We start from the raw sequence: 12,684 nt of genomic DNA, 5'->3' as shown, positions 1-12,684 counted from the left end.
GCCTCCATTGCCCCAGTTCCTGCCCGGGTCGCTCGCGGCCCGGGCTGCGCCTGCCTGCCCCCCGGCAGGCGCATTCGCGCCCGCCCAGGCAGGCTTCGCCCTATTGCAGCGCTCTGAATGCAGCCTCATGAAAATGTCTTCCGTGGATCAAAAGCATCGCGCACGCCTTCAAAGATGAAGACCAGCAGCGACAGCATGATCGCGAAGGTGAAGAAGGCGGTGAAGGCCAGCCAGGGCGCTTCAAGATTCTGCTTGGCCTGCAGGGTCAGCTCTCCCAGTGACGGCGCCGAGGACGGCAGGCCGAAGCCGAGGAAGTCAAGCCCCGCCAGCGCCGAGATGGTGCCGGTCACGATGAAGGGCAGCATAGTCAGCGTCGCCACCATCGCGTTGGGCAGCATGTGGCGGAACATGATGGTCATATTGCCCACCCCGAGCGCTTTGGCGGCGCGGACGTATTCCAGATTGCGGGCGCGCAGGAATTCGGCCCTGACCACACCCACCAGCGCAGTCCAGCCGAACAGCACCATCAGGAAGACCAAGAGCCAGAAGCTGCGGCCCAGGATCGCAAACATGATGATGATCACATAGAGCGTCGGGGTCGAGCTCCAGATCTCGATCACCCGCTGAAACACCAGGTCCAGCCAGCCGCCGAAAAAACCCTGCACCGCGCCGGCCAGGATGCCCAGCACCGTGGCAGCGCCGGTCACGATCAGGGTGAACAGGATGGACAGGCGGAAACCGTGGATCACCCGCGCCAGCACGTCGCGTTTGGTATCATCGGTGCCCAGCAGGTTCTGCCCGTTCGGCGGCAGCGGCGCCGCGCCGGGGCGGTCAACGGTGGTGTTGAAGCTGTAGGGGATCGGCGGCCAAAGGGTCCAGCCCTGCTTGAACCCCTCCGCGGCGTAAGTCCCCGCGGCAATCTCTTCCAGGATCGTCCCGGGCTCGTCGAAGCAATCCTCGATGCCGCCGGAGCGGATCAGGCATTCGACCTCCGGGTCGCTGTAGATCGCCTCGGTCTGAAAGTCGCCGCCGAACCGGGTTTCCGGGTAAAACTTGAACACCGGCGTGTGAAGTTCACCACGGTAGCTCACCAGAATCGGTTTATCGTTGGCGATGAACTCGGCAAACAGTGACAGTGTGAACAGCACGGTGAAAAGGATCAGCGACCAGAAGGCGCGCTTGTTCTTGCGGAAATTGCTCCAGCGGCGCTGGTTCAGGGGGGAAAGCGCCATAGGTCAGCCCTCCCGCTTTTCAAAGTCGATGCGCGGGTCGACCAGCACATACATCAAGTCCGAAACGATGCCGACAACCAGGCTCATCAGGCCGAAGATGAACAGGGTGCCGAAGATCACCGGGTAATCGCGCGCCACTGCAGCCTCAAACCCCAGGCGGCCAAGGCCGTCCAGCGAGAAGATCGTCTCGATGATCAGCGAGCCGGAGAAGAACACCCCGATGAAGACCGAAGGAAAGCCGGCAATCACGATCAGCATCGCGTTGCGGAACACATGACCATAGAGTACCCGGTTCTCGCTGAGGCCCTTGGCGCGGGCGGTCATCACGTATTGCTTCTTGATCTCATCCAGGAAGGAGTTCTTGGTCAAGAGCGTCAGCGTGGCAAAGGCGCCGATCGTCGAGGCCAGCACTGGCAGCGCGATGTGCCAGAAGTAATCGCCGATCTTGCCCAGGAGGCTTAGCTGCTCCCAGTTGTCCGAGGTCAGGCCGCGCAAGGGGAAGATCTGCCAGTAGGAGCCGCCGGCAAACAGCACCAAGAGCATGATGGCAAACAGGAAAGACGGGATCGCATAGGCGGCGATGATGAAACCGCTGGTCCAGGTGTCAAAGCGCGAGCCGTCCCGCAGCGCCTTGCGGATGCCCATCGGGATTGAAATCAGATAGGCGATCAGCGTTGACCACAGGCCGAGCGAGATCGAGACAGGCATTTTTTCCAGCACCAGGTCGGTCACGTCGATCTTGCGGAAATAGCTTTCGCCGAAATCAAAGCGCGCATAGTTGCCGAGCATCGTCAGGAAGCGTTCCAGCGGCGGCTTGTCGAGGCCGAACTGCTGCTGCAGCTCCTCGATCAGCTCGGGCGGCAGGCCCTGGCGGCCGGCGTAGTTTTCATTGGCGCTGATCGCCTCGGTGCCGGTATCGCCACCCCCGCCGGCGAAGCCCTCGAACACGTCGCCGCCGCCTTCGAGCTGGGCGATGATCTGCTCTACCGGGCCGCCGGGCACAAACTGCACCAGAGCAAAATTCACCAGCAGGATGCCGAACAGCGTCGGGATCACCAAAAGCAGGCGTCTGAAGATATAGGCTGCCATGTCCCTGTCTTACCGTAGCGCGCCGGCGGCTTTGAGATCCGCCTCGCGCTCAGCATCGATCCACCACAGATCCAGCATGCCGGTGTTATAGGGCGGCAGGGTTTCCGGCTGGCGGTACATGTCCCAATAGGCGATCCAGCTGACATCCAGATACCAGGCCGGCACCATGAACCGCTTGGCGCGCAGCACCCGGTCCAGCGCGCGGGCATTGGCGCGCAGTTCATCTTGCGTCCTGGCGTTGACGATGTTGCCAATCAGCGCATCCACCGCCGGATCGGCCAGCCCGGCCGGATTGAACACCGAATATTCATGCGCCTCGGAGCCGAAATACTGATAGAGGCCGGTCGAAGGCTCCAGCGACATCCGGTAGGCCGAGGAGATCATGTCGAACTCCTTCTCGCGGCGGCGGCTGGTGTATTGGGCGTAATCGACCCGGTTCACCACCGCATCGATGCCCATGGTGCGCAGGTTGGTGACATAGGGCTGCACGATGCGCTCAATAGTCGGGCTGTCGGCCAGAAACTCCAGCTTCAGCAGCGTGCCATCCGCATTGCGGCGCAGCCCGTCATCACCGACGGCCCAGCCCGCCGCATCCAACAGTTTCATCGCCCGGCGCAGGTTCTTGCGATCGCCGGGACGCGACGCCTTAGAGCTATGTGCCATTACCGGTTCGGAGGTCAGCAGCGCGGGGTCGATCTGATCGCCCAGCGCCTCCAGCACCTCTTTCTCGCGCCCTTCCGGCAACCCTTCCGCCTGCAACGGCGAGTCTTGCCAGAAGGAGGAGCGATGGCGGAACAGCCCGTATTGCAGGCTTTCGTTGGTCCACTCGAAATTGAAGGCGAGCTGCAGCGCTTCGCGGACACGGATATCCTGGAACTTGGGACGCAACAGGTTCATCACAAAGCCATTGGCGGCAGGCACGTTGCCGTCGGGGATTTCGCCCTTGATCACTTGACCCTTATCCACCGCGGCAAAGTCATAAGACGTGGCCCAGCTTTTCGAATTATTCTCGGGGCGCAGAGTGTAAACGCCGGCCTTGAAGCCCTCCATCGCGGCAATGGCATCGCCGAAATATTCAACCCGGATGCGGTCATAGTTGTGGCGGCCAATGTTCACGTTCAGACCTGCACCCCAGTAATCCGGGTTGCGGCGGTAGACGATGCGCTGGTTCACATCAGCACGTTCCAGCACATAGGGGCCGGAGCCGATACCGGGATCCAGCCGCGGCTCATCCAGGCGGCGGTTTTCCGGGTCGGCCTCGAACCAGGCCTTGGAGAACACCGGCGTGCCGCCGACCTGGGTGATCATCGCCCGGCGCGGAAAATCCGGGCTGAAATGGAATTTGACCCGGTGCGGGTCCAGTGCCTCGGCCTTGGGGATGCGCTTGCGCACCGCCTCGGCGTAGGACTTCAGTCCCTGATCCAGCAGGATGTTGTGGGAAAACACCACGTCGTCAGCGGTGACCGGGGTGCCATCGGAAAACTTTGCCTCGGGGCGCAGGTTGAAGATCACCCAATCCTGGTTTTCGGGATATTCCAGGCTTTCGGCGATCAGCCCGTAGTAAGAGCCGGGCTCATCGTAGGATTCCACCAGCAGGCTTTCGAACTGGTCCGAGGACAGCGCCCCGGCGCGGCCGTTACGGGTGTAGGGGTTCATGCTGTCAAAGGTGCCGACGGCAGAGATCGACAATTCACCGCCCTTGGGCGCCTCCGGGTTCACGTAATCAAAATGGGCAAAGCCTTGCAGGTATTTCAGCTCGCCGAATTCGGCAAAGCCATGCGCCTTGATGACCGCGTCATCCGCCCGCGCCAGTGTTGCTGCTGCCAGCGCCAGGATCAGTCCGAAAGCCAGCGCCGCCGCGGCCTGCAGCGGGGTCACTCTGTCTCTCGCGCGCACGCGCGCCGCAGCTCGAGCGGTGTTCATCTGCCATGACCTCCTTTGTCCGGAATTCGGGCCCGGATTTCTGCTGCCAAGCTAATGGCCGGGGGCGGTAACATTCAAGTTGAGATTAAGTGATATCCCCGGCTCTCTTGGCACAAAGCAGCCGAAAACCATGCTTTTACAAGGCGGCGCTTGCCCGCAATAAAATTGCCTGCCAGCCTCGCATCACGATTACGTTATATAACGAGGGAGTTTGCCGATGCCGACGTCTATGAAACTTGCCGCCCTTGCGGTTGCCGGGGCCGCCGCGCTTGGGGCCTGCGCCCAGCAGGAAGAGGAAGTGGTCTACAGCAGCCCGGAAGAGGCCTATTGCGTGCAGACCGGCGGCAGTTACGTGCTGCGCAGCGGCAAGGCCGGCACCATCGGCGTCTGCATCCTGCCCGACGGCACAGAGCGCGATGCGCTGGCCTATTACCGGGAAAACAACCCGGCCTGAGCCGGCATCACGCATGCGAGCATCAAAAAAGCCGCTGCAATTCGCAGCGGCTTTTCTTTGGATTGCCGGGACAGCGGTCCGGATCAGCCGTCCAGGCTGTCCAGATAGGCGATGAGGTTCACCCGGTCTTTTTGCTTTTTCAGGCCGGAGAACGACATGGTGGTGCCCGACGCATAGGCCGACGGCTTGGCCAGGAAGGCGTCCAGCGCCTCGGCGGTCCAGTCGCCGTCCAGGCCGGTGAGGGCGCCGGAATAGCCAAAGCCCGGGGCCGCTGCGATGTCGCGGCCGACAACGCCGTACAGATACGGGCCGGTCGAATTGGCGCCGTCTTCCAGCTTGTGGCAGGCAGAGCATTTCTTGAAGACCTTGGCGCCTTTGGCAACGTCGGCGGCGGCCATCAGCTCTTCAAAGCTGACTTCCGGCTCGTCGCTGGCTGCGGCATCGGCAGAAGCGACTTCGATCACATAGGACGCCTCACCGTGGCTGTCCATGTGATACAGGCCGCTGGCAGCCCATTTGCCCAGCAGGAGAACCAGGAACGCGCCGCAGACGCCTGCGGTCGCTTTGGTGAGGGTCATCGTGTCAAACATGAATCGCGTGTCCATTTAGCTGTCTGCGTGGGTGTCTAAGGCTTCCCCTTCAAAGTGGCAAGGTATAGACAACGCGACGAAACGCCCATTTATTGAAGTTTTGCACGGGGAACACACCCATGAGCCGCAAAATCGCCATTCAGGGGGAGCTTGGCTCCTACAGCCATGAGGCCTGCCGCAGTACCCGGCGCGACCTGGAGGTGCTGCCGTGCCGCACCTTCGAGGACGCCATTGAAGCGGTCAAAAGCGGCGAAGCCGAGCAGGCGATGCTGCCGGTGGAGAATTCCACCTATGGCCGGGTCGCCGATATTCACCGGCTGCTGCCGCACAGCGGGCTGCACATCATCGACGAGGCCTTTGTGCGGGTGCATATCAATGTGCTGGGGGTGCCGGGCGCCAGGCTGGAAGACATCCGCGAGGCGAAATCGCATCTGGTGCTGCTGCCGCAATGCGGGACCTTCCTGCGCGAACACGGTATTACCGGCCGGGTCAGCCCCGACAACGCCCGCGCGGCGCGGGATGTGGCGGAAGCCGGCGACAAGCGCGTGGCGGCGCTGGCCAGTGAGCTGGCGGGCGAGATCTACGGGCTGGAGGTGCTGGCCCGCCATATCGAGGACAACGGCGACAACACCACCCGTTTTGTGATCATGTCGCCGGAGCCGGACTACCGCCGCCGCGGCGCCCACAGCATGATCACCAGCTTTGTGTTCCAGGTCCGCAACATTCCGGCCGCGCTGTATAAGGCAATGGGCGGTTTTGCCACCAATGGCATCAACATGACCAAGCTGGAAAGCTATATGGTGGACGGCTCCTTCACAGCGACCCAGTTCTATGCCGATATCGAAGGCCACCCGGAAGATCCGAATGTGCAGCTGGCAATGGATGAGCTGAGCTATTTCACCACCAATGTGGAAATCCTCGGCGTCTATCCCGCGAACAACGGCAGGTTTTGAAAGGCTTTGCAGGCAGGGGCTTTGCCCCTCTTGGCCTAACGGCCAATTTCCCCCAGGATATTTTCAGCCAGAAGAAGAAGCGGATCCCGCCGCGCGGCAGCGCGGCGCCCGGCCCAACGGCGTGGGGCAATCTTTGATTGCGCCGGAGCGGGCGGGAGAACCACCCTGCAGTTTTGCTGTGCGGGTAAAGTGAGAGGCTGGACATCGACCCAAGCGGGGCTCGTTGTGGCTGCTTCCTTCCGGACCTGACCAGGTTGGCGAGGCGCCTGCCCGCGCCAACCTCTCGAATCCCGATATAAGCGCCGCCGCCGGGATTGGCAAGTGCCCCACTAGCCCTGCCTTCGACGTTCTAAAGCTGCAGCTCCAGCTCCAGAAAGCCGCCGCTGCTGTGCCCTCGCGGCTGAGCCAGCCCGGCAGGCAGTTCCTCCAGGTATCCGACGGCTCCCGGCCCGGTAACGGCAACCGCGCTGGTGCCGGGCATCGGCGCCAGCTGCCAGGGATAAGGCGCCTCTGCCAGCGGATCACAGGGCAGCCGCCCGGCGATGTAGTCGCGGATTGCCTGGCGGATCCGCATCGGAGGCAATGGCAGTTCTTTGGCCTCGCGCAGCATGCTGAAGCTGCCGCCGCCGCTGACCCGGTAGCTGTTGGCCGCAACCGCAAAATGCTGGGCAGGGTCCACCGGCCGGCCGTTCCAGCACAGGTTCCGGATCCGCCGGGCACCGGGATTGATCATCACCCCCGCCGCCGAGAACCGCGGCGGCGGGGCTGGATCAATCTGATAGCTCAGCCCGAAGATCACATCGAAATTATGCCCCGCCCGCTGCGGATCGGCCAGCGGCTGTCCGGAGCTGCCCGGCACGATCCGGCTGAACAGCCCTGCCGACATTTCCAGCCAGTCCAGAAGCTGTGCGCCGGCAACCTCGACCACCCGCAATTCATTGGGGAAGACCTGCAGATCAGAAATATTGCGGGCACAAAGATCCCCGGCCGCAATGTCGGTATAATAATGCGGCCCGGAGCGGCCGCCGAATTTGCACGGTGCAACAGCCGACAACAACGGCAGGCCTTGCCTTCCGGCCCCCTCAAGCAAAGGCCGCACCGCAGCGGCCTGGGCACTGCCCACCAGTGCCAGGCCGCGATCAGGCGCGAAGAAAGTGAAGTACGAATGCATCGCCACCGAACTGTAGCCCGCGGGCTGGCGCATACGTTGCAAAGTGCGGGCATGGTCTTCTGCCAGTGCCTGTGTGAAACCAGGGTCCTCCGGCACCAGCGGCTGGGCTGCCCCGGTTGCACCATGCCGGCCCACCGGCTGCAGGCTGGCAGAGCCGCCGGCAGGATGCCAAGCCCCGCTGCGATGCTCCAGATCCAGCCTCAGAACACCCAGATGCGAGCCATGCGCACCAGGCATCACGACGGGCTTGTCAAAGGGGTGCGCGGGATCCGGCAGCGTCAGATGCGTGTGGCCGCCCACAACGGCGTCAATCTCCGGGAGGCTCGCAAGCTGCTCCAGTTCATTTTCACCGCGGCCTGCCCTGGTCTTGCCGTCAATTCCGGTATGAGCCAGCGCCAGCACCAGATCGCAGCCCTGCGCCTTCAGCCGCCGGGCTTGGGCCGCGGCGGTTTCAACGATGGCACCTGCGGCCAGTTGTGCCTGCAGCGCCTTGCCGCACCAGATCAGGGTCTGCGGCGGCAGCACCGAAAACAGGCCGATCCGGACCGGCGGTAAACCGGGGCAGCCAGGCACCGCCCGCTCCAGCACCGCCGAGGGCACGAAGGGCAGCCGGAGATCAGGCTGCCGCGCCGTCAGGCTTGAGCACAGCACCGGGCATGCCACGTCTTTCAGAACGCCCGCCAGCGCCTCCAGGCCGAAATCGAAATCATGATTGCCAAGACCGACGGCATCATATTTCAAGAACCGGAATGCGCGCGCAAGGGGGTGAGGGCCTTTGGCACCCGCCACGATGTCACCCAGCGGCGACCCCTGGAAGCCATCGCCATTGTCGACCAGCAGACAGGCCGCGCCCAGACGGTCAGCCTCTGCGCGCGCGCGGCTGATCAAAGTGGCAGCGCGGGACAGGCCGATGGCCCCGCCGGGGCGGTCGGCATAATAGTCGTGGCTCAGCAGATTGCAGTGCAGGTCCGTAGTGGCCAGCACGTGCAACTGCCCGGTTGTGGTCCGGGATTGCGAGGCGCGCGCCCCGCTTGTCATGTCCGAAATTCCGCTGACACCGACTGCCGCTGCTCCTTTCGCACCCTTCGGTGCCGCTCTTGTTTTGCGGCTATTTGAATCAGCGTTTTAACGATTTGCAAAGAACCCTTTTTGCTGCATTTGATTTTTTCCTGCTGCCGGCGCAGCAAAGGGGCGGACGCCCCCTGTCCTGCAGTGAAAAGCCGCCATTCCCGCCCGGCAGGTGTGGCGGTGCAGTGACAGGCAAGCGCAGATCGCCGCCGATTGCTGGCAACGCCTGCGGCACACTGCCATGGATGGCGCTATTCCATCCGTTGCGCCCAGTGAAACCGCAGCAGCCAGAGGAGAGCCGCAATGAAACACGCAGAACAAGTGACATTCGGCGGCGGCGGGCTGGAGCGGGCGGCCCATCTGCGCACGGATCCCGCAGCGCTGGAAGCGGCCTGGAACAGCCCGGAAGCCCAAGTTCTGCTGATGTGGCGCGGCAAACCGCTGACCCGCCGCGAAACGGATGCGGATCTGCCCGGCGGGCTGGCCTGGACCAGTCCGGCGCATCCGCTGGCCGCTGATTGCAAGGATGCCGCATTGTTTCTTGGCCTGGCACCCGGCGGCGCGCCGTGCTTTGCCTGCGATATCAGCGGCTGGCAGCCCGAAGACCTGGATCAGGAGGCGCTCAACAGTTTTGCCGATGCCAGCGAGCAGCAGCACCCGGATCTGCCTGCATCCCACGCCTTTGCCGAGCTGCGCCGGGTCATGACCTGCCTCACGCCGCTGGAGGCGGAACTGGCCGCCACTGCCAAGGCGCTTCTGGCCTGGCACCGCAGCCACGGGTTCTGCGCAGCTTGCGGCGCCCCCAGCGACATGGCGCAGGCGGGCTGGCAGCGGATCTGCCCCGCCTGCAAGACACCGCATTTCCCGCGCACCGACCCGGTGGTGATCATGCTGATCACCCATGGCGATGCTGTGCTGATGGGCCGCTCGCCCGGCTGGCCCGAAGGGATGTATTCGCTGCTCGCAGGTTTTGTCGAACCGGGTGAGACGCTGGAAGCTGCCGTGCGCCGCGAAACATTTGAAGAAACCGGCGTGCAGGTCGGGCCCGTCAGTTACCTGTCCAGCCAGCCCTGGGCCTTTCCGATGTCGCTGATGTTCGGCTGCGCGGGCGAGGCGCTGAGCACGGACATCGCCATCGACCCGGCTGAGATCGAAGACGCTCTGTGGGTCAGCCGCCAGGACATGATGACGGTCTTTGCCGGCGAACACCCGGTCCTAAGGCCGTCACGTCAGGGGGCAATTGCGCATTTTCTGCTCAAGAACTGGCTTGCGGACACCCTGGACTAAATAGCATATTGCCGAAAACGGCGCGCCGGCACGGCAGCGCAACCAAGGCAGGCGCGCATGGAATTTCAAAGCAAAGAAGATATCGAAGCACCGATTGCCGACGTCTTTGGCGCGATCTCTGATTTCGGCCTGCTGGAGCGCTCGGCTCTGCGGCGCGGCATCGACGTGCAGCGGACCGGCGATACCGCCCATCCGGAAAACGGCCTGGCCTGGGACATCGGCTTTCGGTTTCGCGGCAAACAGCGCGACATCCGGCTGACGCTGGCGTCCTATACCCCGGTCACCGGGCTGTCGCTGACGGGCGGCGGCAGCGGCCTGGACGGCCAATTGGAGGTTGAGCTGCTGGCGCTGTCGCCGCGGCGGACCAGGATGTCGGTGCAGCTGAAACTGACCCCCACCACCCTGACCGGCCGGCTGCTGGTACAATCGCTGAAACTGGCCCGCAGCAACCTCACCCGCCGGTTCAAGCTGCGGCTGGCCGACTATGCCCGGATCACCGAGGAACGGCTGAACCGCACCGCCTGACCCCAAGATTTGGCGGGGCGCCGCACTATTGCTGCGGCAGCAGCCGCGGCCACAGGGCTGCATTGGCGCGGGCAAAGGCGCCCAGGTGGCCGATCTTCTGCACACCAGTCTCCTGCGGTACCAGCACCGTCCGGCGCTGCCTGCTGCCGCCAAAGACGTCTCCCAAACGCCAGACGGCCGCTGGCGGCACAACATCGTCATCCGCCATCGCAAACAGATCCACCGGCGCACCGGTGTCTTCCCATTTGGGCAACGGCAAAGCCGAGCCGGTTTCCGGCAGGTAGCTGCCGGGCGTGGTGCACCAGCGCCGCCATTGCCAGTAAACCCCGGCGGGCAAATCGGCCCCGAACCCCACCGCGCGCCCGGGCAGATAGCCCAAGGCACGGACCAATGGCGGCACATGGCCGAACCAGAAAGCCAGCGCCAGCGCGCGGTAGGGCCAGGGATGATCGTGGTGATGCACCAAGCCGCCCGCAACCACGATCATGCGGGCGACGTCCTTCAGGCCATCCTGCAGGGGCATCAGCATTGCCCCCAGCGAGTGGCCGATAACCCACAACGGCACGCCCGCATAGTGCCGCTGCATTTCAACCCGGGCAGCTGGCTGATCTTCCAGCGTCCATTGGGCCATTGTCGCATCGGAATGGCGCGGATGTCCCTGCGCCGAGTCTCCGAAATCCCGGTAATCATAGGTCAGGCAGGCCACGTGCTGCTCGGCTGCCAGCCAGCGCGCGAAATGCCGGTAATAGCGCTGCGGCACGCCGGTTGCGCCATTCAGCACCACCGCCGCCCGCGCCTGCCCCGCCGGATGATACAGCCGCCCCGCAAGCATGTGGCCGCCCGAGGCAAACCGCAGGGCTTCCTCGCGGATAACCGCGGTATGTTCTGCACTTTTGTCCAGCATGGCAGCCTCCTAGACCGATTGGTCTAACCCGTGTCTGGACCAATCGGTCTAATGCTGTCAAGCTGCCGCCATGACTGACGTAACGACAGCTGAGACAGGCGGGACCGGCCCGCCGCCGACCCGCGAGCGGCTGATCCGCGCCGCTGCCGGCCTGTTCCGCAACAAGGGCTACAGCGGCACCGGGCTGGCGGAACTGCTGGCAGAGGCAGGGGCACCCAAGGGCTCGCTTTATCACCATTTCCCAAACGGTAAATCCGACCTTGCGCTGGCCGCGGCGGACTGGGCGTCAGGGCAGATGCTGCTGCTGATCGAGGCGTCTTTTGCTCCGGCGCCAACCTTCCGGGAGGGTGCCAAGACGGTCTGCTACAAGCTGGCCAAGCTGTTCGACAAACAGGGTAAATGGAGCGGCTGCCCGGTTTCTGCCACCCTGTTCGAAGGGCCGGAAAACGACGCCTTCCACCAGCACGCCGCGCATCTGTTCGAGGGCTGGATTACTGAAACCACCCGCCATGGCCAGCGCTTGGGCCTGGCAGAAAAAGAAGCCCGCGCGGCGGCGGAGAATTTCTATATCCTGCTGCAGGGCGGCTGGCAGCTGGCACGGGTGCGGCGCGACTCGGATGTGATCCGCGGGCTGTATTTGCAGATGCAGAAAAACGATTGACGACTCGCGGAAGAAACCGCTACCGCTTGTAGTGATGGTTCCCGTGCCACAGAATCTTGTGTCCGGGATGAAAAGGGAACACGGTGCGGCCTGCGCAAAAACAGGCCAATTCCGCGGCTGCCCCCGCAACTGTAAGCGGCGAGCGACCCCGATAGAGCCACTGGCCCGTAACAAGGCCGGGAAGGATCGGGAAAGCGACGACCCGCAAGTCAGGAGACCTGCCATCAGACGTGTAACTCGAACCCGGGCGGGGTGTCCGGACAGGGTCTGATGGCTGCGGCGGCTTCGATCCGCCTTTCATCCGAGCTCTTGTCCCCATGACCCCCGTGCCACGCGCGGAGGGCGCAGATATGATGTGGACCGACCAGACGCATTTCTATGCGGCAACAGATTGCAAATACCTGGGGCGCCCCTGCCCCGCGGCGGAACGGATGATCACCAAACTGGCCGAAGCGATGACCAAGGCCAAGCCGCTGACACAAGAGGATTTCGAGATCACCGGCACCACCGCTCTGGACGGCTGCCCGCGCAACTGCCCGGCGCAATTTGCCGCCAGCCACGACCGGATCCGGCTCTATTGCGGCGTCGGTGAAGAGGCGCCGCGTGACGGGCTGGACCGCTTTGCCGATGCCATCCTCAGCCGCGACGGCACCGGGTTTGCCGCCTCCAAGCTGGACACCCGCCCCTGCGCGCTGATGGAGGCGCTGCCGAAAACCACGGAGGCATTGCAGGCGGAACAGATGCTGGCGCTGTAACACGCACCTCAACAGACTGAAACGCCCCGCCTTCCCGTCACACCAGAGGTTTACCGCTGGCCAAACAGGAGG

General features: G+C 63.7%; 12 protein-coding genes, 1 other RNA gene and 1 riboswitch. Of the genes, 6 read left to right on the top strand and 7 right to left on the bottom strand.

All coding sequences use genetic code 11. The features are described 5' to 3' along the window. Positions 1-125: 125 nt before the first annotated feature. From A2I95_RS15010 to A2I95_RS15000, 3 genes are read right to left on the bottom strand one after another with little or no spacing between them, the layout of a single operon-like run. Positions 126-1,232: an ABC transporter permease gene (locus A2I95_RS15010; protein ID WP_291730686.1), complete on the bottom strand. Its 1,107-nt coding sequence runs from the start codon at positions 1,230-1,232 to the stop codon at positions 126-128. Positions 1,233-1,235: 3 nt separating this feature from the next. After that, complete coding sequence (locus A2I95_RS15005) at positions 1,236-2,321, bottom strand: microcin C ABC transporter permease YejB (protein WP_291730685.1); 1,086 nt, start codon at positions 2,319-2,321, stop codon at positions 1,236-1,238. A 9-nt stretch (positions 2,322-2,330) separates the two neighbouring features. Beyond that, positions 2,331-4,244, bottom strand: coding sequence for an extracellular solute-binding protein (locus A2I95_RS15000; RefSeq protein WP_291730684.1), 1,914 nt, complete (start codon positions 4,242-4,244; stop codon positions 2,331-2,333). A gap of 217 nt (positions 4,245-4,461) precedes the next feature. On the opposite strand from A2I95_RS15000, the gene A2I95_RS14995 reads away from it, so the two are divergent. Next, positions 4,462-4,698 carry a DUF333 domain-containing protein gene (locus A2I95_RS14995; protein WP_291730683.1) on the top strand — a complete coding sequence of 79 codons (237 nt, stop codon included), beginning with the start codon at positions 4,462-4,464 and terminating at the stop codon, positions 4,696-4,698. Between the two features lie 83 nt (positions 4,699-4,781). On the opposite strand, the gene A2I95_RS14990 is transcribed toward A2I95_RS14995, so the two are convergent. Continuing rightward, entirely contained in the window at positions 4,782-5,288 is a 507-nt protein-coding gene (locus A2I95_RS14990) for a cytochrome c family protein (protein WP_291730727.1), read from the bottom strand. Positions 5,289-5,407: 119 nt separating this feature from the next. On the opposite strand from A2I95_RS14990, the gene A2I95_RS14985 reads away from it, so the two are divergent. Then, entirely contained in the window at positions 5,408-6,241 is an 834-nt protein-coding gene (locus A2I95_RS14985) for a prephenate dehydratase (RefSeq protein WP_291730682.1), read from the top strand. 187 nt (positions 6,242-6,428) lie between these two features. Here the strand turns inward: A2I95_RS14985 and ffs are convergent. Beyond that, positions 6,429-6,527: signal recognition particle sRNA small type (gene ffs / locus A2I95_RS14980), an RNA gene on the bottom strand. Between the two features lie 63 nt (positions 6,528-6,590). Continuing rightward, positions 6,591-8,450, bottom strand: coding sequence for a 5'-nucleotidase C-terminal domain-containing protein (locus A2I95_RS14975; protein WP_291730681.1), 1,860 nt, complete (start codon positions 8,448-8,450; stop codon positions 6,591-6,593). Between the two features lie 333 nt (positions 8,451-8,783). Here A2I95_RS14975 and nudC point away from each other — a divergent pair, with 333 nt between their 5' ends. Both nudC and A2I95_RS14965 read left to right on the top strand, forming a co-directional pair. After that, on the top strand, positions 8,784-9,767 hold the full coding sequence (nudC, locus tag A2I95_RS14970) for an NAD(+) diphosphatase (protein ID WP_291730680.1): 984 nt from the start codon (positions 8,784-8,786) through the stop codon (positions 9,765-9,767). Between the two features lie 57 nt (positions 9,768-9,824). After that, on the top strand, positions 9,825-10,292 hold the full coding sequence (locus A2I95_RS14965; RefSeq protein WP_291730679.1) for an SRPBCC family protein: 468 nt from the start codon (positions 9,825-9,827) through the stop codon (positions 10,290-10,292). A 25-nt stretch (positions 10,293-10,317) separates the two neighbouring features. Here the strand turns inward: A2I95_RS14965 and A2I95_RS14960 are convergent, their stop codons facing one another. Further along, complete coding sequence (locus A2I95_RS14960; RefSeq protein WP_291730678.1) at positions 10,318-11,196, bottom strand: alpha/beta hydrolase; 879 nt, start codon at positions 11,194-11,196, stop codon at positions 10,318-10,320. Positions 11,197-11,266: 70 nt separating this feature from the next. Here A2I95_RS14960 and A2I95_RS14955 point away from each other — a divergent pair, with 70 nt between their 5' ends. Then, positions 11,267-11,857 (top strand): TetR/AcrR family transcriptional regulator, encoded by a 591-nt coding sequence (locus tag A2I95_RS14955; RefSeq protein ID WP_291730677.1) that lies wholly within the window; start codon positions 11,267-11,269, stop codon positions 11,855-11,857. Positions 11,858-11,875: 18 nt separating this feature from the next. Continuing rightward, a riboswitch (cobalamin riboswitch) is annotated at positions 11,876-12,098 on the top strand. A gap of 109 nt (positions 12,099-12,207) precedes the next feature. After that, the gene (locus tag A2I95_RS14950; RefSeq protein ID WP_291730676.1) at positions 12,208-12,612 is read left to right on the top strand and encodes a hypothetical protein; all 405 of its coding nucleotides are present in this window, start codon (positions 12,208-12,210) and stop codon (positions 12,610-12,612) included. Positions 12,613-12,684 lie beyond the last annotated feature (72 nt).

The sequence above is a fragment of the Leisingera sp. F5 genome (assembly GCF_001593695.1).
This window is presented reverse-complemented; position numbering and strand designations above follow the sequence as displayed.

Coding starts and splice junctions, on each gene's coding strand:
- A2I95_RS15000 (WP_291730684.1), bottom strand. CDS start 4,244: ATGAACACCGCTCGAGCTGCGGCGCGCGTGCGCGCGAGAGACAGAGTG.
- A2I95_RS15010 (WP_291730686.1), bottom strand. CDS start 1,232: ATGGCGCTTTCCCCCCTGAACCAGCGCCGCTGGAGCAATTTCCGCAAG.
- A2I95_RS14965 (WP_291730679.1), top strand. CDS start 9,825: ATGGAATTTCAAAGCAAAGAAGATATCGAAGCACCGATTGCCGACGTC.
- A2I95_RS15005 (WP_291730685.1), bottom strand. CDS start 2,321: ATGGCAGCCTATATCTTCAGACGCCTGCTTTTGGTGATCCCGACGCTG.
- nudC (WP_291730680.1), top strand. CDS start 8,784: ATGAAACACGCAGAACAAGTGACATTCGGCGGCGGCGGGCTGGAGCGG.
- A2I95_RS14960 (WP_291730678.1), bottom strand. CDS start 11,196: ATGCTGGACAAAAGTGCAGAACATACCGCGGTTATCCGCGAGGAAGCC.
- A2I95_RS14990 (WP_291730727.1), bottom strand. CDS start 5,288: ATGTTTGACACGATGACCCTCACCAAAGCGACCGCAGGCGTCTGCGGC.
- A2I95_RS14950 (WP_291730676.1), top strand. CDS start 12,208: ATGATGTGGACCGACCAGACGCATTTCTATGCGGCAACAGATTGCAAA.
- A2I95_RS14955 (WP_291730677.1), top strand. CDS start 11,267: ATGACTGACGTAACGACAGCTGAGACAGGCGGGACCGGCCCGCCGCCG.
- A2I95_RS14985 (WP_291730682.1), top strand. CDS start 5,408: ATGAGCCGCAAAATCGCCATTCAGGGGGAGCTTGGCTCCTACAGCCAT.
- A2I95_RS14995 (WP_291730683.1), top strand. CDS start 4,462: ATGCCGACGTCTATGAAACTTGCCGCCCTTGCGGTTGCCGGGGCCGCC.
- A2I95_RS14975 (WP_291730681.1), bottom strand. CDS start 8,450: ATGACAAGCGGGGCGCGCGCCTCGCAATCCCGGACCACAACCGGGCAG.